Origin of the sequence: Pseudomonas sp. 10C3 (assembly GCF_036346185.1) — a bacterium.
Taxonomy (GTDB): Bacteria; Pseudomonadota; Gammaproteobacteria; order Pseudomonadales; family Pseudomonadaceae; genus Aquipseudomonas.
In genome coordinates, this window is record NZ_JASJVE010000022.1 from 38006 (window position 1) to 60474 (window position 22469).

The following is a 22469-nucleotide window of genomic DNA, read 5'->3' on the forward strand; positions in this document are numbered from 1 at the left end:
GATGAGCGCTCCGCGTTTTCTCGACCAGTCGCTGTTTGCCGATCTCGCCGAGAAAGCGGCGGCGAGTCCGCGTGGCCGGCAGCACCACAATTTCCATCAGATGGAAGAGCCGTGTCACCGCATGGCGGTGGGGATGCAGCCAGGTACTTACATTCCGCCACATCGCCATCTGAGTGCCGACAAGGCTGAATGTTTGTTGGTGCTCAAGGGTGCGCTGGGCCTGTTGGTGTTCGATGAGGACGGCCAATTGCTGAGCAAACGGCTGATGCAGGCGGGCGGCGATTGCGTGGGTGTGGATTTGCCTCCGGGCGTTTTTCACGGTTTGGTCGTGCTGGCGCCGGACACCCTGATGTTTGAATGCAAAGCCGGTCCCTATCGTCCGGTCAGCGAAGCCGAGCTTGCACAGTGGGCTCCGCGCGAAGGCGAGGCGGGGGTGGCCGAGTATCACGCCTGGATGCGTGCGCAGTTCGAGTAGCGGCAGCGTGTCTGATACACACACACACACACATGATCTATCGCACGTCATCCTGACCCAGCCAGCGCAACGCTTTTACTCGCGCTTGTTGCAGGTCGCGTACGTAAGCCAGTTGCCCTTCAAGCCGATGCACGCCGGCCCGGCGTAATTTCAAGCGCACCCTCGGCGTGGTCCCGACCAGGATCAGGCCGACCCCTGCACTGCGGTATTCAACCAACACGCTGTCCAGCGCTGCCAGTGCAGTCATATCGAGCATGGGCACCGCGCTCATTTCCACTACCACGACCTTGACCCCCGAGCTGAACTTACGCAGCACGCTGAGGGCTTTTTCCGCCGCGCCGAAGAACAACGGCCCGCGAATCGCGTAGCTCTGCACCTGGTCGGGCATGTCGTGCAACGCTTGGTGGTAGCTGCGCGGCAGTTCCGCAGTGTCGGTCAGATCGCTCATGCGCTTGATAAACAGCCCAGCCGCCATGAGCAGCCCGACCCCGACCGCCAGCACCATGTCGAACAGCACCGTCAGGCTCAAGCAGGTCAGCAGTACCCATACATCGCTACGTGGCGCTATGCGCAGGGTATGGATGACGTGACGGGCTTCGGCCATGTTCCAGGCCACCATCACCAGCAACGCGGCCATTGCCGCCATGGGCAGGTAGCTGAACAGCGGCGCCAACAGGACAATCGCGACCAGCACCACGGCGCTGTGAATGATCGCCGCTATGGGTGAAAACGCACCGGCGCGGATGCTGGCCGCACTGCGGGCGATGGCCGCCGTGGCGGTGATCCCGCCGAACAACGGGCCAACCAGATTGCCCAGGCCTTGGCCGATCAGCTCGGCATTGGGGTCGTGTTTACTGCCTGTCATACCATCGGCGACCACCGCGCATAGCAGTGACTCCATCGCGCCAAGCATCGCGATGGCAAACGCCGGGGCCATCAGTTGGCGGATCAAATCATAGGACAGGGTCAGCGATTGCCCATCGGCGGCGGGCAGGTTCCACGGCCAGGTGAAGGTCGGCAGGAACGGCGGAATGCCGGCATGACTGATGCCATCGACGCTATAGCTGAAGCGTTCACCAAGGGTTGCGACTGACCAGCCCGCTGCCTCCATGAGCAATCCCAGCAGCGCGCCTACCGCCAGTGCAACCAGGTGCCCCGGGACTTTCGGCACCCAGCGTGGCCAGACGATCAGGACTGCCAGGCACACCGCGCCTACCACCGCATCGCCTAAGTGAGCGCTGGGCAGCGACTGGAGTAGCACGCCTACTTGCTCGACATAGTGCTGCGGCTGGCTGCTGAGGGTCAGACCGAGTAAGTCTTTGAGCTGCAAGGTTGCGATCACAATCCCGATCCCGGCGGTAAAACCTAGGGTGACTGGGTAGGGGATGTATTGAATCAGCCGACCTGCGCGGATCAGGCCAAGCGTGATCAGGATCAGTCCGGCAAGCATTGTGCACAGCAACAGGCCGCCGAGTCCGTACTGCTGGGTGATGGGCAGCAAAATCACCACGAAGGCTGCGGTCGGTCCGCTGACGTTGAACCGCGAGCCGCCCGTCAAGGCGATCAACGGGGCGGCCACCAGCACGGTATACAGCCCATATTGGGGGGCGACGCCCACGGCAATGGCCAAGGCCATCGCCAGAGGAATGGCGATAACCCCTACCGTCAGGCCGGCGCTGAGGTCGCCGCGCAAGGCTATCCATGAGTATCCGGCACGCCAGGTTTGGCGCCAGGCAGAAAAAACGGGCGGCAATGAGAAAGACATGGCAACTCCAGCAGTGAGCGCATCGGTCCGCTCGGTTGATTCATTATATTTATTCGTACAGCCACTAATGGTTTCAGTCAGACCCCATTCAAGTATGGGCTCGGTACGGGCAGTGCGCCTTGATCCGTATCACCGAGCCTCATGCTAGAGTGCTCTCCAGCTTTTTGGGGAGTCAACATGACCTTAGTAATCCGTAGTGCAGCAGCCTTGATGCTTTCGCTCAGCCTGCCGCTGGCTGCCGCGCCGAGCCAGAGCCCTGGCATCTCCACACCCATGCACGCGTACTATTTGCCGCCTGATGATCTGGCGGTGCGCGAGGGTAATCCGGAACAGCAACAATTGCTGCAAATCACTGAATACTCGGTGGTAATTGGCAGTCAGCGCCAGTCCAATCAGCAGCCGATACCGGTGACCTTTCCAGTGTTACTGCGTTTGAAGGGCAAGCCAATGAACAAAGGCGCCACCGTGTCCGAGGTGCTGATTCACTTCGACGGTGAAAGTAAAAGCCTGAAGAAGCCTGCCTTCGATGACCATACCCGTACCTTGACTCTGTATTACCCAATGGCTGAGTACCGGGCAGTGCTCGATCTGTTGCGCAACGAGAAGGTGTATTGCCAGTTTTTGAGCTACGCCAATGGGCATGTATGGGCCGATCTGCACACCATGGCCGTACGCGCGCGTTGAGCGTTACGGTGGGCGAGAGGTAAACTGCCTGCCCGTGAAATATCCGCAAGTCAGTTGGAGTCAGCAATGCGTAAAGATAAGAAGCAGTTGATTGGTGATGAGATCGGCGATGCGCAGATCAAATTGTTCCTCGACTTCGAACCGGTCGATGCAACTTCACCGTCGCTGCACAAGCTGATCAAGGCGTACCGAGGCCTGCGGATCAATGATTTCGAACGTTTCCTGGTGTTCTTCCTCGAAGCCGGTTACGACCTCGATGGCAAAGATGAGCACGGCAAGGATTTCATCGCGCTTATTGCAGACCAGCGTCATGCCGATGAATACATCGAGTTGATCGAAAAAGCTCGCGGCTGAGACGGACACGTCAGGCCATAAAAAAACGCCCCGAAGGGCGTTTTTTTATGGGCGGTGGAGACAGCGCGTTACCTTAAGCGAAGCTTTTGGTCTCGCTGCTCTTCTCTACCAACTCCAGGCTTTCATTGGTCTGGGCGTTGATGCGCTGATACAGCTGCGCGTCGGTTTCCAGAGCCTTTTCCCGAGCCGGGAAAATTTCGTTGAGCTTGGCGGCCCATTCGTTGCGAGCCTTGTCCGCGAAACAGCGTTCGATCAAATCGAGCATGATCGACACAGTTACCGAGGCACCTGGGGAGGCGCCGAGCAGGGCAGCCAGAGAACCGTCTTTGGCCGAAACCAGTTCGGTACCAAATTGCAGGACGCCGCCTTTTTTCGGGTCTTTCTTGATGATCTGCACGCGCTGACCAGCTACTTCCAGGCGCCAGTCTTCAGCCTTGGCTTCAGGGTAGAAGCGACGCAGCGCTGCAAGACGTTGCTCCATCGACTGCATCACTTCGCTGACCAGGTATTTGGTCAGGTCCATGTTGTCGCGCGCCACGGCCAGCATCGGACCGATGTTGGCGGCGCGAACCGACAGTGGCAGGTCAAGGAACGAGCCGTGCTTGAGGAACTTGGTGGTGAAGCCGGCGTATGGCCCGAACAGCAGAGAGGTCTTGCCATCGACGACACGGGTGTCGAGGTGCGGCACCGACATCGGCGGTGAACCCACGGCGGCCTGGCTGTAGACCTTGGCCTGGTGGCGCTTGACCACTTCCGGGTTGTCGCAACGCAGCCATTGACCACTGACCGGGAAACCACCGAAACCTTTGCTTTCTTCGATGCCTGACATCTGCAGCAACGGCAGCGCCGCGCCACCTGCGCCAAGGAACACGAATTTGGCATCGACTTCGCGGGTATTGCCGGTGTTGACGTCCTTGATGCTTACGCTCCAGCCCTGACCCTTGCGGCTCAGACCGGTAACGCGCTTGCAGTATTTAACCTGGGCGTCCGGGGTGCTGGACAGGTGCTTGAGCAACTGATTGGTCAAGGCGCCGAAGTTGACGTCGGTGCCTTGCATCACGCGGGTGGCGGCGATCCGCTCGTCAGCAGGGCGCCCCGGCATCATCAAAGGCATCCACTCGGCCAGTTTGGCCTTGTCTTCGGTGTATTCCATGGCAGTGAAAGCATGATGCTTGTGCATGGCTTCAAAGCGGTGCTTCAGGAACGCGACGCCTGCTTCACCCTGGACGTAGCTCAGGTGCGGAACCGGGGTGATAAAGGACTTCGAGGAGCCGAATGTGCCTTTCTTGGCCAAGTAGGACCAGAATTCCTTCGATACCTCGAACTGGGTGTTGATGTGCACCGCTTTCTTGATGTCGACGGAGCCATCGGCCGCTTGCGGCGTGTAGTTCAGCTCACATAGCCCTGCGTGGCCGGTACCGGCGTTGTTCCACGGGTTTGAACTCTCCGCGGCACCAGAATCCATCAGCTCAACGACTTCCAGCGTAAGGCTGGGGTCGAGCTCTTTAAGCAGTACTGCAAGGGTGGCACTCATGATGCCTGCCCCAACCAATACCACATCGACTGCTTCGTTATGCGCCATTAACGCGTCTCCAAAATCTGCAGAACCAAATTGACGGCATACGATCCTGAGGTCAGCTGCCAAGTGTTTGCGGGGCGTGTATCCGAAAATGCCCCTGGTAACTCATGGCCAGGATCGCCATGTCCGATTCTTCGCAATTTTTTGCATCTTCAGCGGACACCGCCAATCGGGCTTTGAATTCGTATGAACTCATTTTCAGGCTCGGTTAGCAATTCGACTATCGTCAAGGCGTCCGGTTGTGCAACCAAATCCGTAGCGGACAGGCTTCAGACTCCAGTCATGGAGGCTGCGCAGCAGTCAGTCCTGTTCAAGGGGGCTGGGTCAGACATTAATGGTGCATCTACAAACGCAAAACTATTCATTTGCTCGCCACACTCTTGTGAAGTAGTGAAAACCCGTTTTTTTCACGCTCTTTTGGAGACGTGAACCTCAAAAAAGAACTGACGCAATGGCAGTTCCGGCAGATCGGATGCAGGCAAGGGTGAGAGGCTGGACGGCGAGAAAGGTTCGAAGCGATTCGAGCTATTCGACACCGGACCAGCAAGCACTGCGCTTGCAAACGACCTGTGTGGGCGGCTCTCTGTGGGCGGTGCGGGGGAGCTAATACAGGGTATTAGCGATGCTGCGAGGCCCGATCAGGAGACGTCCTTATAATCGGGGGAAGATTATAGCGATGAAACGTGCGGAATTGATCTTATTAACTGACTTTTATTAGCGCGTCAGTCGGTTCGCAAGGAGATGGCGGTTACCGGAGTGTGCAGCGTGCGGGCTGATACGCAGGCTGGCGAGGCTCCTGTCGAGTGAGCCGGGAAAGATTGCCCAAAGGACGTGACATCTCGGTAACACTTTCGTGGCGAAGGTATGTCACAAGGAACTGTACCCTGTCATCCCGGGTCCTATTTTCGACTAGTGAGCGGGCCGTTGGCGCCGCTATACTGCGGCTATCTATTGTGTCTGGCCCCTGGAGAGATGAGCATGTTGCATCGCCTGTTGTTCGGTTTGCTTGCTGTTGGCAGTTTGACCCTGGTCGGCTGTGCCCACAGCCCGCAACAACTTAGCCCGCAACCCAAACTCACCAGCCAACTCGCTGCGGTGGGTCATGGTCAGCCGGTCGTGGTTCGCGTCGTCGATGGTCGCCCATCGCCAACCTTGGGAACCCGTGGTGGTCTTTACCCGGAAACCAGCGCCATCAGCGTCCAGGGTTCTGACTTGCTGCCTAAACTGCAAGCTCAGACCGAAGCCGCTGTACGTTTGCTGGGCTTTACCCCGACGTCCAACGGCGGCAACGCACCGCAGTTGACGGTGACTTTGGTGGATCTGAAGTACCAATCGCCCAAAGAAGGTCTGTACGTGACCGAAGCGACCATCAGCTCGACGTTCCGTGCTGACGTGCAAAACAACGGCCGTAGCTACAGTGGTCGGTATGCCGCTTCGCTGGACCAGCGTTTCGGCATGGCGCCGAACCAGGAAACCAATACCAAGCTTGTCGGTGATGTGCTCAGCGATGCGCTGACACGGCTGTTTCAGGATCAAACCATCGGCAGGGTGCTGGGCGAGTAATACGGTCTGTTCGCCGCATTCACGCCGTGCACAAAAAAACCGATTTCTTTAATGAGAAATCGGTTTTTTTTGGTCTGACTGGCGGACACCCATCTTCTGTAACCGGTCATGCGGCTTCGTGATAGAAATCCAGAAAGCTCAAGCCCGTCCGCTGATCCAGATCAGGCAGGTCATGGTGCTGATGGCCCCCCAGCGCGCAGTAAACCAGCCAGTGGCGGTCTTGCACATTGAATGACAGCGCATCGATCAGCGCTTCCTGTTCGTCGCTCTGGGTAATCAGATATAGCCGATCCTGATTCTGTGCATGCAGCATGACAAGGTCTCTTTAGGTGTCGAGGTGCAACACAGTGGCGGGTTAAGGTTACGGTTAGGTGACCGGGGCAAAATGAGCGGGCAGATGGATCGTCATCCGTCCCTGTATCCTGGAAAAATGGCAAAAAAAATGGCGCCCGAAGAGGCGCCATTTTTATGATTCGGGAGTTTAAAGCGCCCGTCCGGCCTTGACCCGATACTGATTGCGCACAGGCATTGCGTATTGCAACACCAGATACGGACGGTGTTCGACAGGGCAGCTCTCCAGACGGCGTTGCCACTCTTCCTTGGCGCGGGCCAGTTCGTCAGCGGAAAACACCTTGGCGGCACTGGGTACATCCAGCGTCGGATCGGCATCCGCCCATTGCGCGTACGCTAGGTAATGTGCCGGAAACAGGCGATAACCGCCGAGGATCTGCTTGTCCATTTCAATCGCCAACTGCTTGGTGTCTTCGAATACCCCGCTGATCGGTGTGGCGAAGTTCACATGCACCCGGCCTTTATAGCCCGTGATGCCCAGCGCGATGCTGACATCATCCTCGCCCGGCGCTTTGGTGTAGCTGCCGGTAGTGGCGCGGATATACAGCTCGCGGGCCTTGGCGTGATCGCATGGGTCATATTCGTAGCTGATCGACACCGGCGTCAGGTTCAACGACTTGATCACCTCGGTGAACGGCTCGTCCTTGCGGCTCATGTGGAACATCTTGAGGATGGCCGATTCGGTGCGATCGTCGCCATCCTTGGCGCGACCTTCAGCCTGGGCGATCCAGATCGATTGGCAGTCATCGCGGATCGAATGATTGATATAGGCCGACAGTTGCAGGTACGCCGCCATCTTTTCCCTGCGCCCGGTGATGGAACGGTGCACGATGAAGCACTTGTTCAGGCGCATCAGGTCGCTGACGAAGGGCTTCTGCAGCAGGTTGTCACCGATGGCGATGCGCGGCGTTGGCAGGCCCGCGTGATACACCGCATAGTTGACGAAGGCCGGGTCCATTGCGATGTCGCGGTGGTTGGCCAGGAACAGATAGGCGCTGCCGGACTTGAACTGCTCGACACCTGTGTAGGTCACACCGTCGGTAGCCCGCTCGATGGTGTGATCGACGTAAACCTCGACTTTGTCCTGCAGCGAGGCCACCGAATGGACCTCGGCGAACTCGCGACGTAGCCGATGCGCAATGAGAGGCTTCAGCATCCAGCCAAATGCGCCCGCCATGCGAGGGAAGCGAAAGTGGGTGAGTGTTTTAAGAAGTGCCTTATCACTGAGCAGGCGTGCAATGACGGCTGGGACTTCGGCGTCGTTGTAAGGTCGGATGGCATCGAATTCGCCCATCATGCTCTCTTGTTGGAAACGGCTAGGGTAAAGGCAGGCCGGTCTGAAAAATGCGATCAGACCACAAGCCATGCTTCAAATAGACGGCGATTATACGCATAACTCACCCCGGAGACTTCGATGCAGGAAATAGAGCGTTATGACTGCCCTTACTGTGGAGAGTCGGTTGAGGCCGTGCTGGATTTATCTGGCGGTGATCAGTCCTATATCGAGGATTGCCCGGTGTGTTGCCGACCGATTGTGTTCGATTTGCAGACGGACGGCGAAGAATGGACCCTGGACGTGCGCAGCGAGAATGAATGATGCAAAGAGTCTACGAGCCGGAAAACTTGATGGAAGGCGAATTGCTGCAAGGCATGCTTGCCAGTGAAGGCGTCGAAGCGCATTTGACGGGGCGTGACTTGCTTGGCGGCGTGGGCGAGCTCCCGGTTTTTGGTCTGTTAGGGCTGTCGGTGGACAATGATCAGGCCGAACAGGCACGGCTGTTGATCGCCGAGTACAATGCGGCACTGCCGCTGTCGGGTGATGAACCTGACAATTTTCCTGACGTACTGGAGTGTTGACGTGCGTTTGGCCCTGCTTTCAACCGCCGGCTTTTAAAGCCTGCGTCTGAAAAAGGGTTTTTCAAAAAAGAGAGTGTGTTGCCCTTATGTGTGGACGTTATGCCCTGTTTCGCTGGACGCCCGCATTTGCGGCCTTGCCTGGTTTTCCTGCTGACCAAAAGGCGCAATGGAACATCTCGCCGGGCGACTCGGTGCTGATGCTGCGCGGCGGGGACACTCAGCGCGAACTGGCACGTGCACGTTGGGGGCTGACACCGCCATGGTTGACCGACCTTTCCCGAACGCCTGCTCACGCCCGCGCCGAAACCCTGGGCGAACAACCGATGTTTCGCGAAGCTTTCCGGCTGCGCCGCTGTCTGTTGCCGGCCAATGGTTTCTACGAATGGCGTGGCACCACGCGCAAGCGGCCGTTCTGGCTGACGCCGGGGGAGGGCTCTGCGCTGTTTTTTGCTGCGATTTGGGAGGCTTACCCGGTAGAAGGCCACACGTACCTGAGTGTCGCCGTCGTCACACAGGCGGCAGCCAGTCAGCGGCGCCCGCTGATCCTTGATGCGGCCGGGCAGGAAGCCTGGCTGGCTGCGGATACACCAACGTCTACCCTGCAAGCATTGCTCGCCAGCCCCCAGACGGCGCTGCGTGAACGAGCACTGGCTAACCTGGTGAACGATCCAAAACTGAACGCGCCGGAATGCCTGACACCGCTTTGAACTGAAGACGCTTCGCAGGCAAGCCTGCGATCATCTGCGGACGCTATCTACAAGTGTGGCAACTGGCTTGTATCTAGCTTCGCGGCGGGACATTGCCTAGGATACCGGCCATGTTTCCAGGGAGATCCACCATGCGTCAGTCATTTGCTCTGTGTGCCTTGAGCGCGAGCTTGTTGCTCAGCGGTTGCCAGTCCGTCAATACCACCAGCGGCGGTGCGGTGGGAGTCGAGCGCAAGCAGTACATGTTCAGCATGCTGTCGACCCAAGAGGTCAATCAGATGTATGCGCAGTCTTATCAACAGACGGTAGGCGAGGCCAGCACCAAAGGTGTGCTGGATAAAACCAGTGCCGACGCAAAACGGGTGAAAGCGATTGCTGATCGGCTGATTGCCCAGGCGCCGATTTTTCGCCCTGATTCGGCGCAGTGGCAGTGGGAAATCAATCTGATCAAAAGCGATGAGCTCAATGCCAACTGCGGGCCCGGTGGCAAAATCATTTTCTACACCGGGTTGATCGACAAGCTGCAGCTGACTGACGATGAAATCGCTGCGGTCATGGGGCATGAAATTGCTCACGCCTTGCGCGAGCATGGGCGTGAAGCGATGTCCAAGGCCTATGGCATTGAGATGGCCAAGCAGGGCGCGGGCGCGTTATTGGGATTGAGTCAGGACAGTCTTGCATTGGCCGATACGGTGGTGAATTACAGCCTGACCTTGCCTAATAGCCGCAGCAATGAAAATGAAGCGGATTTGATTGGGCTGGAGCTGGCGGCGCGCGCTGGTTATAACCCCAATGCCGCCATCAGCCTGTGGCAGAAAATGACCCAGAACACCGGAGGTTCACCGCCGGAATTCATGAGCACTCACCCCGCCTCGGAAAGCCGCATCGCATCACTGCAAAGCGCCATCCCGAAGGTAATGCCACTTTATCAACAGGCTAAAAAACCCTGAGTGGATAGGATCGTCAGTGACGATCCTGCCCCTCTGATCTTGAAGATGTCGTTTAAACCCAGCCACTCACCTGCATTGCCTTGTACACCGCAACGATGGCCAGGACAAAAAACGCGCAGGCTGCCAAGCGACGGATCAACGTGAGGGGGAGCTTTTCAGCCGCGAAGTTGCCTGCCAGTACCACTGGGACGTTGGCGATCAGCATGCCCAGTGTGGTGCCGAGAATCACCAGCCACAGGTAGGAATACTGGGCGGCGAGCATCACGGTGGCGATTTGGGTCTTGTCGCCGATTTCAGCGATGAAAAACGTGATCAGAGTGGTCACGAACGGCCCGAACTTGCGCGCTGTGCTGCCTTCGTCTTCATCCATTTTGTCGGGTACCAGGGTCCACAGCGCGGTGGCGGTGAAGCTGGCGGCCAGAATCCAGTGCAGGGTGGCGTTCGAGAAGAAACTCCCGAACCAGGCCCCGACGGCGCCTGCTGCGGCGTGGTTGGCCAGGGTGGCGACGATGATGCCGGCGATGATCGGCCAAGGCTTGCGAAAGCGCGCAGCGAGAATCAGGGCGAGGAGTTGGGTCTTGTCACCGATTTCGGCCAAGGCGACAACAGCGGTGGGGACGAGCAGGGATTCCAGCATCAGGTTTTTCCTAAGGGGCGGGTCGACACGGCTATGACACGTACAGCCTTCCCGCCCCGGGTAAGGTGTTCGTGTCATAGGTCTTGTCAAACCACCGATCCGACTGAGCGGATCTGGGTCGCACGCACCATGGTCTGTTGACCAAGTATGTTGATACGTGCCGGACGAGCATGGCGCTCGTGGGAGACTACTCCCCTAGGACGGAGCGGATTCTGCCTACACCGACAGCGTTCGGCAAGTGCTTATTTTTTTTCGCGTTTGGCGCGATAGACACGAAAGCCTTGCCCTTGTGCCTTCACCGCACACACGCCCAGATGCTCTTCGATCAGAGGCTGATAGCGAAGGAAGGCATTGGCGACCAAGCGGAGTTCGCCTCCATTTTTTAGATGCTGGCGTGCTTTTCGCAGCAAGTTCTCGGTTGCCAGGTAGTCGGTATGCACCCCGACGTGGAACGGAGGATTACTCAAAATAGTGCTCAAACCCATGGGCGCAGCGTCGATGCCGTCACCGGTCAACACTTCACCCTCCAGGCCATTGGCGGCCAGAGTCAGGCGGCTGCTGGCGGTGGCAAAGGCATCGACATCCAGTAGCGTGACATTGTTATGCGGGTAGCGACGCTTGACCGCAGCCCCCAACACCCCGGCGCCACACCCGAAGTCGAGCACCTCGCCACTGGGCAGTTTATCCAGATGCTGCAGGAGCAGTGCCGAACCGCGATCCAGTCGACCATGGCTGAAGACGCCGGGCAGACTGACCACTGTGAGCGGGCCGTCTTCCAGATCGACTTCATAGCGTTGGGCCATGCTTTCCAGGGTCACCGCTTGCGGTGCGTTCTCGACAGTCACCAGCCAAAGCTGGCAGTGCCGGGCGCTGTCGACTTTGCGGGGTTTGCCGAAGGGGCTCAATTGTTTGGCCGCTGCTTCGATGCCGCTGCGTTTTTCGCCGACCAGGTACAGCTCGCGTCCAGCCAGGCGCGATGCGAGGGCGTTCAATACATAATCAGTCAGGTCGCGGGCTTTGGGCACAAACAGCACAGCGGTTTCAAACGCCTGCTCTGGCACATTGACCCCAAAGTGGCAGCGGCCTTCGAAACGCGCGTCCAGCACCGCTTGATCGCCAGCATGCCAGCACCAGCCATGGGCATTCGGCAATTTCCCGAGCAGATCGTCTGCAGGCAGCCCGGCCAGGAGCACGGAGCCCTGAAACAATTCGGCCTGACGGAGTAACACTTCACTGCGCGGGTCCATCTTTGGCTCCTGAAAAGTGGCGAAGTCTAACAGAGCTTGTCAGCTCACGACCCGTCGAGGTGTGCCGGCGAAAAATGCCTGAGCGTTTTCGCTGAGTTGGCCGACGATCCGTTGCCGGGCTTCACGACTTCCCCAGGCGTTGTGCGGGGTGACGATCAAGCGCGGAATGTCGCCAGCCAACAGCGGATTGCCGTTCACCGGCGGTTCGACGGTCAGTACATCCGTCGCTGCACCACCCAGATGGCCATTGCGCAAGGCGTCGGCGAGCGCTTGTTCGTCAATCAGGCCACCGCGTGCGGTGTTGATCACGAATGCGTGGGGTTTGAGCAGGCCGAGTTCATAGGCGCCGATCATGTTACGGGTGTGTTCGTTGAGCGGGCAGTGCAGGGTCAATGCGTCGACTTGCGGCAGCAGCTCCTGCAACGGCACACGGTCATCGCGTTCGGGGCGGCCGGGTATCTGCCCCAACAGTACACGCATGCCAAAGGCTTCGGCCAGCTTCGCGACTGCGCCGCCTAGTTCGCCATAACCCAGCATGCCGAGGGTTTTGCCTTCCAGCTCGACGATAGGGAAATCCAGCAGGCAGAACTGTTTTGCGTGCTGCCAGCCCCCATGCTGCACCGCGTTTTGATAGTCCGGCAGGCGGGTCGCCAGCGCGAGCAGCAGCATCAGTGTGTGCTGCGCCACGGAGGCAGTTCCATATCCCTGGCAGTTGCTGACTACAACTCCATGTTTACGGGCTGCAATCAGGTCGACATTGTTGGTGCCCGTGGCGGAAATCAGCACCAGCTTCAAATCGGGACACGCGGCGAACGTGCCGGCATCGATCATGATTTTGTTGGTAATCGCCACCTGCGCGCCTTGCAGACGTTCGATCACCTGTTGCGGTGTGCTGGTGGTGTGCAACTGCAAATCGCCGAAGTGTTCACGCAGCTCGCTGAGGTCAAGATCACCCAGGTCCAGAGACGTATGGTCGAGGAAAACTGCTTTGTGATGATTGCTCATGGGATGAGGCGCCTTATCGAAAATATAAGGTCCAGCCCGAAATGGCTGGAGGCACTGGAAAGGTATCAATTTCTGGTATCTGACGCGACCGTCTGGGTGAGGTGTCCGTATTCGGCGGGACACGCAACTGTTCGGCTGCAAACAGTCTCGCAACAGCTTGTGCAGTGAGAAGCACAGCTGGATATTTCTAAATACTTATAACTCATTGTTTTCAATTGATATTTGTCTTTGGCACGGTTGCTGCTCTATCGCTGTGGAGGGTGCTGAGTCGGCACGTGGGCGGGGAAAGGCAATGTCTGAGTTCATGGAAAATAGGGAGACGGTTCCCACCACGCTTCCAGAGTGGCTGTTGTTGCAAGCAGGGCAACAACCGGCAGGTATCGCTTTGCGCCATAAACATTTGGGTGTGTGGCAAGTGCGCAGTTGGTCTCAGGTCGCCACACAGGTGCTCAGTCTTGCCACGGCTTTGCACCTGCGCGGTTTTACCTCGGGTGCAACGCTGACACTGCTAAGCCGGCCACGGCCCGAAGCCTTGCTGGCGACGTTGGCTGCTCAGTGGCTCGGTGGAGTGGCCGCGCTGCTCGACCCACTGGATGCCGCATCCGATCAAACAGCGTTGCTGGAGCAACTGCAACCCGACTTTATCTTTGCCGAAGGGCTGGAAGAACTTCAGCGGGTGGACGCCGCGCACCTGGCCCCGCAATTGGTGTTCTATGCCGACGGCCGCACGGTCACAGGCAACGCCGATGGACAGGGCAGGTGGGTCGCCTACGCAAGTCTGGTGGGGCAAGTGCCCAATCTGGAGTTACCGACTCGAGGGCATTCTCAGCACACGGCTTTTGCATTTTATCGACGCGCTGAGGGCGGCACGCTTGAGCAGCAGCGGATCAGCCATGCCGAACTGTTGAATGAGGGGCGGCATCTGGTTGATGTTCAGCAGTTGGGTATTCATGAGGAAGCATTGGCCGCCAGGGCGTTCGCCGTGGGTGGGCAAGCACGCTATCTACTGGCCCCCTGGCTGATTGCAGGTTTCCGTTTGAATTTTCCGGAGAGCTTGGCCACTCGGGATAACGACCGTCGCGAACTGGGGCCGACCCTGGTGGCGGGCACCCGCGAAACTTATGGTCGCCTGCATGCGCTGGTCTTGACCCGGTTGCCGCCCGTGGGCAGTTGGCAGCGGCATCTGGTCGAGTGGGCGCTGGCCAGCAGGCCGGGTGTTGTCCGCCGAGTGCTGGGCGATTGGTTGATCCGCAGACCGTTGCGCGATGTCCTCGGCTTTAGCCGTACGCACGCCGCGCTGCTGGTGGGTGACGCGTTACCGGAAAACACCAAAGCATTCTTTGCATTGCTGGGTATCAACATCCAGGGCTGGCCAGACCCGGGTCAATGGCAACCCCGGCCCCGAGCGTCAGCAGAGCGGGTCGATGGATGGATTAATCACGGCCCGCAATTGGCCTGATCAGGAGCACGACGATGTCTCAGGCTACTCGCGCAGTACCGCGGCCTTTGCTGGAACTGGAACATATTTCCCTGTCGTTCAAGGGTGTTAAAGCCATCACCGATATCAGCTTCGCCGTCGCCCCCGGTGAAATCTGTGCCTTGATCGGCCCCAATGGTGCCGGCAAGAGTTCGCTGCTCAATGTCATCAATGGTGTTTATCAGGCACAGGAGGGGCGAATCAGTTTCAACGGTGAAGTTCACCGCCGCATGCACCCGCACGCCGCCGCGCAACGAGGCATTGCCCGGACATTTCAGAACATTGCGCTGTTCAAGGGGATGAGTGTTCTCGACAACGTGCTGAGCGGTCGCAATCTCAAACGCCGCAGCACTTGGGTGGAACAAGCACTGCGCTTAGGGCGTGCTGCGGCTGAAGACGACCGCCAGCGTGAAGCCGCCGAGCAAGTGATCGAGTTTCTGCGGATACACGCCTGGCGTGACGCGATCGTTGGCAAGTTGCCTTACGGCTTGCAAAAGCGTGTCGAGCTGGGTCGTGCATTGGCCGCTGAACCCACGCTCCTGCTGTTGGACGAGCCTATGGCCGGGATGAACGCCGAAGAAAAGCAGGAAATGAGCCGCTTCATCGTCGACATCAACCGGGAGTTTGGCACCACCGTGGTTCTGATTGAGCACGATATCGGCGTCGTGATGGGCATCTCGGACCATGTGGTGGTGCTCGACTACGGCAGCAAGATCGGCGATGGCACCCCTGAGGTGGTACGCCGTGACCCCAAGGTAATCGCCGCGTATCTCGGCACTCGACACTGACATCCAGGCAAGAGTCGGCCCCTCGAATGACCCGGGGAGCAGGGCAACGTATGCACCGAACAACAGGTGATTGAGCATGGAATTTTTCTTCGAAGTACTGATCGGGGGGCTGCTGGCAGGGGTGATGTACTCGCTGGTGGCCATTGGTTTCGTCCTGATCTACAAAGCCTCGGGCGTATTCAATTTCGCCCAGGGAGCCATGGTGCTGTTTGCTGCGCTGACGTTTGTCAGCCTGGTCGAGCGCGGCATTCCGTTTTGGCTGGCGTTTGTTATCTGCCTGGCGGTGATGGTGGTGCTGGCGCTGTTGGTCGAGCGGATCGTGTTACGGCCTTTGGTCAATCGACCGCCGATCATTCTGTTCATGGCCACGCTAGGCCTGTCTTACGTCATTGAGGGTTTCGCCCAGTCGCTCTGGGGCTCTCAAGTGCATGGCCTGGAGCTGGGCATCAGCGACGAGCCTCTGGAAATCAAAGGCATGCTCCTCTCGCAGTTCGATCTTTTCGCCTCCGCTACCGCCGCCCTTTTGGTGGTGGTGCTCTCGGTCATGTTCAACAAAACGCGAGTCGGTTTATCGCTGCGTGCAGTCGCTGACGATCCGCTGGCAGCCCTGGCGGTAGGGGTGAAGCTGCCACGTATCTGGGCATTGGTCTGGTCGGTGGCCGGTTTTGTCGGGCTGGTTGCCGGACTGCTGTGGGGCGCGCGCCTGGGGGTCCAGTTCTCGCTCTCCCTGATCGTTCTCAAAGCGTTGCCGGTGTTGATCATCGGCGGCTTTTCCTCCATCAGCGGCGCGATCATCGGCGGCCTGATCATTGGTGCGTCGGAGAAGTTGGCAGAAGTGTATCTGGGCCCCGTTATCGGGGGTGGTCTCGAGAACTGGTTTCCCTATGTGCTGGCCTTGCTGTTCTTGCTGGTGCGCCCAGCCGGACTGTTTGGCGAACGTGCCATCGAGCGGGTTTAAGGAGAACACATATGTTCTATAAAGAAGCCGGCCAGTTCAGCACGACCTATGCGGCGGACCGTCGTGTGTTTCGTCTCAGGCAGGACCGTTATGGGCTGGTCCTGCTATTGGCCTTTGCGTTTATCGGTGTGCCCTTCATCGGCAACGACTATTGGTTCAGTGCCATTCTCATTCCATTTCTGGTGCTGTCCCTGGCCGGACTGGGTCTCAACCTGTTGACGGGCTATGCCGGCCAATTGTCGCTGGGGTCAGCGGCCTTCATGGCCGTCGGTGCGTTCGCCACTTACAATTTTGAACTGCGCGTATCGGGTCTGCCGCTGCTGGTCAGCATCGCGCTGGGCGGTGTAGCCGCCGCACTGGTCGCGGTCGTGTTTGGATTGCCCAGTTTGCGGATCAAAGGTTTTTACCTGCTGGTGTCGACCCTGGCCGCACAGTTTTTTGTGGAATGGGTGCTGACCAAGTTCGATTGGCTCTCCAATAACAACGCGTCCGGGGTCATCACTGCGCCGCCGCTGAACCTCCTGGGTATCGATTTCAGTACGCCGGTCGGCCGTTATCTGCTGACTCTGGGCATCGTGGTCGCGATGTTCTGGCTGGGTAAAAACCTGGCGCGCAGTGAGCTGGGGCGCAACTGGATGGCGGTGCGGGACATGGACACTGCCGCAGCAGTGATCGGTATTCCCATCCTCAAGAGCAAATTGCTGGCCTTTGCCATCAGCGGGTTTTTCCTCGGCATCGCCGGTTCGCTGTGGGCGTTTACGTACCTGGGAACGGTCGAGCCCCACGGCTTTGATCTGAACCGGTCGTTCCAGATTTTGTTCATCATCATTATCGGCGGACTGGGCAGCATTCTCGGAAACCTGCTGGGTGCTGCTTTTATCGTCTTGTTCCCGGTGCTGCTCTCCAACCTTGTCAGCTTGCTCCCGGTAGGCCTGATCGATTCCGGGCAGCTGGAAAATGCTCAGAAAATGATTTTTGGCGCATTGATTATCGTCTTTCTGATCAAAGAACCCGAGGGCCTGGCGCGCCTCTGGCAACGATTTCGCGAGCGCGCACGGCTCTGGCCGCTGCGCTACTGAGTGAACCCCGCGTGACCGGACGCTCGTCCATTCCAACCCTTTAAACACTGATCGCCCTGATTCGATAAGGATAATTCCGATGCTAAAACGCACCTTTGTCAGAAGCCTCGCTTTGGCGCTGAGCCTGACCGCTACAGCCTTGACTGCGCATGCCGACAACGAGCAGTACTTCCCCCTGCAGAGCTATCGGGTTGGTCCCTACGCAGCCGGCGGTACCGGCTTTTTTGGTGGGTTTATCGACTACATGCAGTACGTCAATGCCAACGGTGGCGTGAACGGGGTCAAGCTGACCTGGAGCGAGTGCGAGACCGAGTACGTGGTAGAGAAGGGCGTTGAGTGCTACGAGCGTCTGAAAAAAGGACTTAACGGCGCGCCTGCTGCTGCCACCAACCCACTGTCGGTGGGGATCGCCTATGCGACGCTGGAGCGCTCGACCGCAGACAAGTTGCCGTTGATTACCATCAACCACGGCCGGACCGACTCCACTGACGGCAGTGTCTTCCCCTACGTATTTCCGCTGCAACTGAACCCCTATTCAGAAGTGTCAGCCATCATCAACTACATCGGCCAGCAAGCCGGCGGGCTGGACAAACTCAAGGGCAAGAAGATTGTCACCCTCTACCATGGCTCGCCGTACGGTAAGGAAACCAATGAGGTGTTGCAGACCCTGGCCGATAAATATGGCTTCGAGCTGACCCTGGCTGAAGTCCCGCACCCAGGCAACGAGCAGCAGTCACAGTGGCTGAACATTCGTCGGGCCAAGCCTGACTGGGTGATCCTGCGTGGCTGGGGGGTGATGAACCCGGTCGCATTGAAAACCGCACAGAAGGTCGGTTACCCGGCAGACCACATCATCGGCAACATCTGGAGTAACTCTGAAGAGGATGCCGCCCCGGCAGGCGCTGCAGCCAAAGGCTTTATTTCCATCACCACTCACCCTTCAGGCACCGACTTTCCTGTGCTGCAAGGCATCAAGAAGTCAGTACTGGATGCGGGTAAGGGCAACCTGGAAGATCCAAAACGGTTTGGCACGGTGTACTACAACCTCGGTGTGGTAAACGGCATTCTCAACGTTGAAGCGGTGCGGATCGCTCAGGAGAAATTTGGCAAAAAACCACTGACGGGTGAACAGGTTCGCTGGGGTTTCGAGCACCTGAACATCGACGAAGCACGACTCAAGGCGCTGGGTGCCGAGGGCCTGGTACAGCCGTTGAAACTGTCCTGCTCGGATCATGAGGGCGGCGGTGCCGTGCGCTTTCAGCAATGGGACGGTCAGAAATGGAACCTGATCAGTGATTGGGTGCAGGCCGACCGTGCGTTGTTGCGGCCGATCATCGAAGCCTCTTCGCACAAGTACGCGCAAGAAAAAGGCATTGCGCCACGCGATTGCAGCAAGGAGTCTTAAGCCGTCTATGGCCGAAGAGGGCTGCATGCGCTTCGGCCTCGTCACCTCTGGAGAGCGTCATGGCTGATACACCTATCCTGCAAATCGACAACATTGAAGTCCTGTACGAAAAAGCGATTCTTGCCGTTCGGGGCGTATCGCTGAAGGTGCCCGAAGGTGCCGTCGTGGTCTTGCTCGGTGCCAATGGCGCGGGCAAGAGCACAACCCTCAAAGCTGCTTCCAACTTGATCAGTGCCGAGCGTGGGGAGGTGGTTAAAGGGCAGATTCTCTATCGCGGACAGAACATCACCCGCAGCTCGACCAGCCATTTGGTGGCCAATGGTCTGGCGCAAGTGCTTGAAGGCAGGCACTGCTTCGCGCACCTGACCGTGGAAGAGAATCTACTGATTGGGGCGTTTGTGCGCAAACCGTCGCGGCAGGCATTGAAGGCCAGTCTTGAGCGCATTTACGCCTACTTCCCACGGCTCAAGGAACGGCGCAAAAGTCTGACGGGCTACACCTCAGGTGGTGAGCAGCAAATGGTCGCCATCGGTCGTGCGCTGATGGCTGAGCCACGCCTGGTGTTACTGGATGAGCCTTCGATGGGGCTGGCGCCACAGATTGTCGAAGAGATTTTCGAGATCGTCGATCAGCTCAATCGTCACGACGGCGTGAGCTTTCTGATCGCCGAACAGAATATCAACGTCGCTTTACGTTATGCCCAATACGCCTACGTACTGGAAAGTGGCCACGTGGTGAGTGAGGGACCGGCGCACCTCCTGGCCCAGCGTGAAGATATTCATGATTTTTATCTGGGCGGAAGGGGCGCTGCCGTTAATGGCTAGAGATGCCTGACCGTGGGCGGCGAACACCTGAACGCCACGGCGCAAAGGATTGTGCGGGTACTCGATCACCCAACTGTACCTTTTGCACGGTTGGACGAAGGCGTAATGTGGCCAGCACTCAATAGTGCTCATTGCTCACATGCTCGATACGGAGGCCCCATGTACTGGACGGAATTTCTGACTGTTGCCCTGATACACCTGCTCGCTGTCGCCAGTCCCGGCCCGGACTTCGCCGTGGTCGTGCGCGAAAGCGTGACCCACGGCCGCAAGGCAGGCACCTGGACCGCCATGGGCGTCGGCACCGCGATCTTCGTGCATGTGGGTTATTCGTTACTGGGCATCGGTCTGATCGTGTCGCAGTCGATCGTATTGTTCAACGCCCTCAAATGGGCGGCGGCCGCGTATTTGCTGTACATCGGCATCAAGGCCCTGCGCGCCAAACCGGCCAGCGCCACCGATGCACCCGTCAATCTGCCCGTGGGCGAACGTACCGCACGCGGTGCCTTTACCAGCGGTTTCGTTACCAATGGACTCAACCCCAAGGCGACGTTGTTTTTCCTGTCGTTGTTCACCGTGGTCATCAACCCGCACACCCCGTTGATGGTCCAGGCCGGTTATGGCGTGTACCTGGCCGTCGCGACGGGCGTCTGGTTCTGTCTGGTGGCGCGGTTGTTCAGCCAGGAGCGCGTACGTGCAGGGTTTGCACGGATGGGGCACTGGTTCGATCGGGCAATGGGCGCGGTGTTGGTTGCGCTGGGTGTGAAACTGGCCTTTACCTCGATTAATTGAATTTAGCGTTGTTTGCGCCTGGGTACCCCCTGAAAATCCCTCGATACGGATCGCTGCTTGATGGCGCAACGCCTGCATTCCCGCCCGCCCGCAAATCATCCCTTTGGCTGATTTGGCTGGCTGGCAAGGTCTCTAAAGTGCATATTTTTAAGCCAAGAATGTGCATTCAGAAAAGGGACTCCTATGTTGCAGACTCGCATCATTCCGCCAGCTGATGGCGCCTACCAGTACCCTCTTTTGATCAAGCGGCTATTGATGTCGGGTAGCCGTTACGAAAAAACTCGCGAGATCGTCTACCGGGACAAACTGCGTTACAGCTATCCGACCCTCAATGAGCGCATTGCCCGTCTGGCTAACGTCTTGACCGCTGCGGGGGTCAAGGCCGGGGATACCGTGGCGGTGATGGACTGGGACAGCCATCGTTATCTGGAGTGCATGTTCGCGGTGCCGATGATTGGCGCAGTGATCCACACCATCAATGTGCGCCTGTCACCGGACCAGATTCTCTACACCATGAACCACGCCGAAGATAAGTTCGTGCTGGTCAACAGCGAGTTCGTGGGGCTCTATCAGGCCATTGCCGGGCAACTGACCACGGTCGAGAACACTATTCTGCTGACCGATGCCCCGGAAAAGACCGCCGATCTGCCCAATCTGATCGGCGAGTACGAGGACCTGCTGGCGGCTGCGAGTACTCAGTATGAGTTCGAGGACTTCGACGAAAACTCGGTCGCCACGACTTTCTACACCACCGGTACCACGGGTAACCCCAAGGGTGTGTATTTCACTCACCGGCAATTGGTGCTGCACACCATGGGGGTGGCGACGATCATGGGCTGTATCGACAGCGTGCGGCTGCTCGGCACCAATGACGTGTACATGCCGATCACCCCGATGTTCCATGTGCATGCCTGGGGCGTACCTTATGCCGCGACCATGCTCGGGCTCAAGCAGGTCTATCCCGGTCGTTACGACCCGGAATTGCTGGTTGAGCTATGGCGCAAGGAGAAGGTTACGTTCTCCCATTGTGTACCGACCATCCTGCAGATGGTGCTCAACGCCAAAGCAGCTCAGGGCACGGACTTCTCCGGTTGGAAGATCATCATCGGCGGCAGTTCACTCAACCGTACGACCTATGACGCGGCCAAGGCCAAGGGTATTCAGTTGACGGCTGCTTACGGTATGTCTGAAACCTGCCCGCTGATCTCCGTCGCACATTTGAATGACGAAATGCTGGCCGGCAGTGACGACGAACGCATCACCTATCGGATCAAAGCCGGCGTGCCCGGGGTGCTGGTGGATGCGGCGATCATCGACCTGGACGGAAACTTCCTGCCGGCGGATGGCGAGTCTCAGGGCGAACTGGTGCTGCGTGCGCCCTGGCTGACGGAGGGCTATTACCGCGAGCCGGAAAAAGGCGCCGAGCTGTGGGCGGGCGGCTGGCTGCACACTGGGGATGTCGCGACGCTGGACAGCATGGGCGTGATCGATATTCGGGACCGGATCAAGGACGTGATCAAGACGGGCGGCGAATGGGTGTCCTCGCTGGCACTCGAAGATTTGATCAGCCGTCATCCAGCGGTACGTGAAGTAGCAGTCGTCGGTATCGTAGATCCGCAATGGGGTGAACGGCCTTTCGCGTTATTGGTGATACGCGAAGAGCACAACATCGGCGCCAAAGAGCTGAAGGAACATTTGAAGCCGTTTGTCGAACTTGGGCACATTAATAAGTGGGCGATTCCAAGCCAGATTGCCCTTGTTACTGAAATTCCCAAGACCAGTGTCGGCAAGCTCGACAAGAAACGTATCCGCCTGGATATCATCGAGTGGCAGAAGACCAACAGCACCTTCCTCTCGACACTCTGAGTGCCTTTTGCCGTGCTCGCTGAGCGCGGCAAGCCCCCAAGCAAGCGCTTGTCTTGCCAAATCCTGAAATTACGCCATTCTCCCGGTGCCAGCTGTGACTGGTCGGTCG

Annotated in this window: 24 protein-coding genes; 16 read left to right on the top strand and 8 right to left on the bottom strand. The window is 58.3% G+C overall.

The features are described 5' to 3' along the window. The first annotated feature begins 1 nt into the window (after window position 1). Complete coding sequence (locus QN399_RS20395; protein WP_322177931.1) at window positions 2-475, top strand: WbuC family cupin fold metalloprotein; 474 nt, start codon at window positions 2-4, stop codon at window positions 473-475. 37 nt (window positions 476-512) lie between these two features. Here the strand turns inward: QN399_RS20395 and dauA are convergent, their stop codons facing one another. Further along, window positions 513-2240 carry a C4-dicarboxylic acid transporter DauA gene (dauA, locus tag QN399_RS20400; protein ID WP_322177932.1) on the bottom strand — a complete coding sequence of 576 codons (1728 nt, stop codon included), beginning with the start codon at window positions 2238-2240 and terminating at the stop codon, window positions 513-515. Window positions 2241-2417: 177 nt separating this feature from the next. Between dauA and QN399_RS20405 the strand changes: the two genes are divergently transcribed. Beyond that, window positions 2418-2924, top strand: a complete 507-nt coding sequence (locus tag QN399_RS20405) for a hypothetical protein (protein WP_322177933.1) — start codon at window positions 2418-2420, stop codon at window positions 2922-2924. Window positions 2925-2990: 66 nt separating this feature from the next. Further along, window positions 2991-3278, top strand: a complete 288-nt coding sequence (locus QN399_RS20410) for a PA4642 family protein (RefSeq protein WP_219063507.1) — start codon at window positions 2991-2993, stop codon at window positions 3276-3278. Window positions 3279-3351: 73 nt separating this feature from the next. On the opposite strand, the gene mqo is transcribed toward QN399_RS20410, so the two are convergent. Then, complete coding sequence (gene mqo, locus QN399_RS20415; RefSeq protein WP_322177935.1) at window positions 3352-4860, bottom strand: malate dehydrogenase (quinone); 1509 nt, start codon at window positions 4858-4860, stop codon at window positions 3352-3354. Between the two features lie 52 nt (window positions 4861-4912). Beyond that, window positions 4913-5053 carry a hypothetical protein gene (locus QN399_RS20420; protein ID WP_322177936.1) on the bottom strand — a complete coding sequence of 47 codons (141 nt, stop codon included), beginning with the start codon at window positions 5051-5053 and terminating at the stop codon, window positions 4913-4915. Between the two features lie 782 nt (window positions 5054-5835). On the opposite strand from QN399_RS20420, the gene QN399_RS20425 reads away from it, so the two are divergent. Beyond that, window positions 5836-6420 carry a YajG family lipoprotein gene (locus tag QN399_RS20425; RefSeq protein WP_322177937.1) on the top strand — a complete coding sequence of 195 codons (585 nt, stop codon included), beginning with the start codon at window positions 5836-5838 and terminating at the stop codon, window positions 6418-6420. Window positions 6421-6526: 106 nt separating this feature from the next. On the opposite strand, the gene QN399_RS20430 is transcribed toward QN399_RS20425, so the two are convergent. Beyond that, window positions 6527-6733: a hypothetical protein gene (locus QN399_RS20430; protein WP_322177938.1), complete on the bottom strand. Its 207-nt coding sequence runs from the start codon at window positions 6731-6733 to the stop codon at window positions 6527-6529. A gap of 168 nt (window positions 6734-6901) precedes the next feature. Beyond that, complete coding sequence (locus QN399_RS20435; protein ID WP_322177939.1) at window positions 6902-8065, bottom strand: 1-acyl-sn-glycerol-3-phosphate acyltransferase; 1164 nt, start codon at window positions 8063-8065, stop codon at window positions 6902-6904. A gap of 120 nt (window positions 8066-8185) precedes the next feature. Here QN399_RS20435 and QN399_RS20440 point away from each other — a divergent pair, with 120 nt between their 5' ends. From QN399_RS20440 to QN399_RS20455, 4 genes are all read left to right on the top strand, one after another. Then, window positions 8186-8368, top strand: coding sequence for a CPXCG motif-containing cysteine-rich protein (locus QN399_RS20440; protein ID WP_219063513.1), 183 nt, complete (start codon window positions 8186-8188; stop codon window positions 8366-8368). Further along, window positions 8368-8628, top strand: coding sequence for a DUF2007 domain-containing protein (locus QN399_RS20445; protein WP_219063552.1), 261 nt, complete (start codon window positions 8368-8370; stop codon window positions 8626-8628). Before QN399_RS20440 ends, QN399_RS20445 begins: the two co-directional genes overlap by 1 nt. Window positions 8629-8714: 86 nt before the next feature. Beyond that, the gene (locus tag QN399_RS20450) at window positions 8715-9335 is read left to right on the top strand and encodes an SOS response-associated peptidase (protein ID WP_322177940.1); all 621 of its coding nucleotides are present in this window, start codon (window positions 8715-8717) and stop codon (window positions 9333-9335) included. Between the two features lie 131 nt (window positions 9336-9466). After that, complete coding sequence (locus QN399_RS20455; RefSeq protein ID WP_322177941.1) at window positions 9467-10285, top strand: M48 family metallopeptidase; 819 nt, start codon at window positions 9467-9469, stop codon at window positions 10283-10285. Window positions 10286-10337: 52 nt separating this feature from the next. Here the strand turns inward: QN399_RS20455 and QN399_RS20460 are convergent, their stop codons facing one another. The 3 genes from QN399_RS20460 to QN399_RS20470 all read right to left on the bottom strand — a co-directional run bounded on the left by QN399_RS20460 (window position 10338) and on the right by QN399_RS20470 (window position 13174). Beyond that, complete coding sequence (locus QN399_RS20460; RefSeq protein WP_322177942.1) at window positions 10338-10922, bottom strand: TMEM165/GDT1 family protein; 585 nt, start codon at window positions 10920-10922, stop codon at window positions 10338-10340. Between the two features lie 242 nt (window positions 10923-11164). Then, on the bottom strand, window positions 11165-12169 hold the full coding sequence (locus QN399_RS20465) for a class I SAM-dependent methyltransferase (protein ID WP_219063517.1): 1005 nt from the start codon (window positions 12167-12169) through the stop codon (window positions 11165-11167). Between the two features lie 39 nt (window positions 12170-12208). After that, window positions 12209-13174 carry a 2-hydroxyacid dehydrogenase gene (locus QN399_RS20470; protein ID WP_322177944.1) on the bottom strand — a complete coding sequence of 322 codons (966 nt, stop codon included), beginning with the start codon at window positions 13172-13174 and terminating at the stop codon, window positions 12209-12211. A gap of 292 nt (window positions 13175-13466) precedes the next feature. On the opposite strand from QN399_RS20470, the gene QN399_RS20475 reads away from it, so the two are divergent. The 8 genes from QN399_RS20475 (at window position 13467) to QN399_RS20510 (ending at window position 22360) form a co-directional block, all read left to right on the top strand. After that, window positions 13467-14633, top strand: coding sequence for an AMP-binding protein (locus tag QN399_RS20475; protein ID WP_330201526.1), 1167 nt, complete (start codon window positions 13467-13469; stop codon window positions 14631-14633). A gap of 14 nt (window positions 14634-14647) precedes the next feature. After that, window positions 14648-15439 (top strand): ABC transporter ATP-binding protein, encoded by a 792-nt coding sequence (locus QN399_RS20480; RefSeq protein WP_322278400.1) that lies wholly within the window; start codon window positions 14648-14650, stop codon window positions 15437-15439. A gap of 76 nt (window positions 15440-15515) precedes the next feature. After that, the gene (locus tag QN399_RS20485) at window positions 15516-16397 is read left to right on the top strand and encodes a branched-chain amino acid ABC transporter permease (RefSeq protein ID WP_322177947.1); all 882 of its coding nucleotides are present in this window, start codon (window positions 15516-15518) and stop codon (window positions 16395-16397) included. An 11-nt stretch (window positions 16398-16408) separates the two neighbouring features. Further along, window positions 16409-17476, top strand: a complete 1068-nt coding sequence (locus QN399_RS20490; RefSeq protein WP_322177948.1) for a branched-chain amino acid ABC transporter permease — start codon at window positions 16409-16411, stop codon at window positions 17474-17476. A gap of 79 nt (window positions 17477-17555) precedes the next feature. Further along, entirely contained in the window at window positions 17556-18881 is a 1326-nt protein-coding gene (locus tag QN399_RS20495; protein WP_322177949.1) for an ABC transporter substrate-binding protein, read from the top strand. Between the two features lie 59 nt (window positions 18882-18940). Beyond that, on the top strand, window positions 18941-19705 hold the full coding sequence (locus QN399_RS20500; RefSeq protein WP_322177950.1) for an ABC transporter ATP-binding protein: 765 nt from the start codon (window positions 18941-18943) through the stop codon (window positions 19703-19705). Between the two features lie 159 nt (window positions 19706-19864). After that, window positions 19865-20494: a LysE family transporter gene (locus tag QN399_RS20505; RefSeq protein WP_322278403.1), complete on the top strand. Its 630-nt coding sequence runs from the start codon at window positions 19865-19867 to the stop codon at window positions 20492-20494. 183 nt (window positions 20495-20677) lie between these two features. After that, window positions 20678-22360, top strand: a complete 1683-nt coding sequence (locus tag QN399_RS20510) for a fatty acid--CoA ligase (protein ID WP_322177952.1) — start codon at window positions 20678-20680, stop codon at window positions 22358-22360. Window positions 22361-22469 lie beyond the last annotated feature (109 nt).

Coding starts and splice junctions, on each gene's coding strand:
- QN399_RS20450 (WP_322177940.1), top strand. CDS start 8,715: ATGTGTGGACGTTATGCCCTGTTTCGCTGGACGCCCGCATTTGCGGCC.
- QN399_RS20445 (WP_219063552.1), top strand. CDS start 8,368: ATGCAAAGAGTCTACGAGCCGGAAAACTTGATGGAAGGCGAATTGCTG.
- QN399_RS20500 (WP_322177950.1), top strand. CDS start 18,941: ATGGCTGATACACCTATCCTGCAAATCGACAACATTGAAGTCCTGTAC.
- QN399_RS20425 (WP_322177937.1), top strand. CDS start 5,836: ATGTTGCATCGCCTGTTGTTCGGTTTGCTTGCTGTTGGCAGTTTGACC.
- QN399_RS20485 (WP_322177947.1), top strand. CDS start 15,516: ATGGAATTTTTCTTCGAAGTACTGATCGGGGGGCTGCTGGCAGGGGTG.
- mqo (WP_322177935.1), bottom strand. CDS start 4,860: ATGGCGCATAACGAAGCAGTCGATGTGGTATTGGTTGGGGCAGGCATC.
- dauA (WP_322177932.1), bottom strand. CDS start 2,240: ATGTCTTTCTCATTGCCGCCCGTTTTTTCTGCCTGGCGCCAAACCTGG.
- QN399_RS20480 (WP_322278400.1), top strand. CDS start 14,648: ATGTCTCAGGCTACTCGCGCAGTACCGCGGCCTTTGCTGGAACTGGAA.
- QN399_RS20475 (WP_330201526.1), top strand. CDS start 13,467: ATGTCTGAGTTCATGGAAAATAGGGAGACGGTTCCCACCACGCTTCCA.
- QN399_RS20465 (WP_219063517.1), bottom strand. CDS start 12,169: ATGGACCCGCGCAGTGAAGTGTTACTCCGTCAGGCCGAATTGTTTCAG.
- QN399_RS20510 (WP_322177952.1), top strand. CDS start 20,678: ATGTTGCAGACTCGCATCATTCCGCCAGCTGATGGCGCCTACCAGTAC.
- QN399_RS20430 (WP_322177938.1), bottom strand. CDS start 6,733: ATGCTGCATGCACAGAATCAGGATCGGCTATATCTGATTACCCAGAGC.
- QN399_RS20490 (WP_322177948.1), top strand. CDS start 16,409: ATGTTCTATAAAGAAGCCGGCCAGTTCAGCACGACCTATGCGGCGGAC.
- QN399_RS20405 (WP_322177933.1), top strand. CDS start 2,418: ATGACCTTAGTAATCCGTAGTGCAGCAGCCTTGATGCTTTCGCTCAGC.
- QN399_RS20460 (WP_322177942.1), bottom strand. CDS start 10,922: ATGCTGGAATCCCTGCTCGTCCCCACCGCTGTTGTCGCCTTGGCCGAA.
- QN399_RS20505 (WP_322278403.1), top strand. CDS start 19,865: ATGTACTGGACGGAATTTCTGACTGTTGCCCTGATACACCTGCTCGCT.
- QN399_RS20455 (WP_322177941.1), top strand. CDS start 9,467: ATGCGTCAGTCATTTGCTCTGTGTGCCTTGAGCGCGAGCTTGTTGCTC.
- QN399_RS20395 (WP_322177931.1), top strand. CDS start 2: ATGAGCGCTCCGCGTTTTCTCGACCAGTCGCTGTTTGCCGATCTCGCC.
- QN399_RS20440 (WP_219063513.1), top strand. CDS start 8,186: ATGCAGGAAATAGAGCGTTATGACTGCCCTTACTGTGGAGAGTCGGTT.
- QN399_RS20420 (WP_322177936.1), bottom strand. CDS start 5,053: ATGAGTTCATACGAATTCAAAGCCCGATTGGCGGTGTCCGCTGAAGAT.
- QN399_RS20470 (WP_322177944.1), bottom strand. CDS start 13,174: ATGAGCAATCATCACAAAGCAGTTTTCCTCGACCATACGTCTCTGGAC.
- QN399_RS20435 (WP_322177939.1), bottom strand. CDS start 8,065: ATGGGCGAATTCGATGCCATCCGACCTTACAACGACGCCGAAGTCCCA.
- QN399_RS20495 (WP_322177949.1), top strand. CDS start 17,556: ATGCTAAAACGCACCTTTGTCAGAAGCCTCGCTTTGGCGCTGAGCCTG.
- QN399_RS20410 (WP_219063507.1), top strand. CDS start 2,991: ATGCGTAAAGATAAGAAGCAGTTGATTGGTGATGAGATCGGCGATGCG.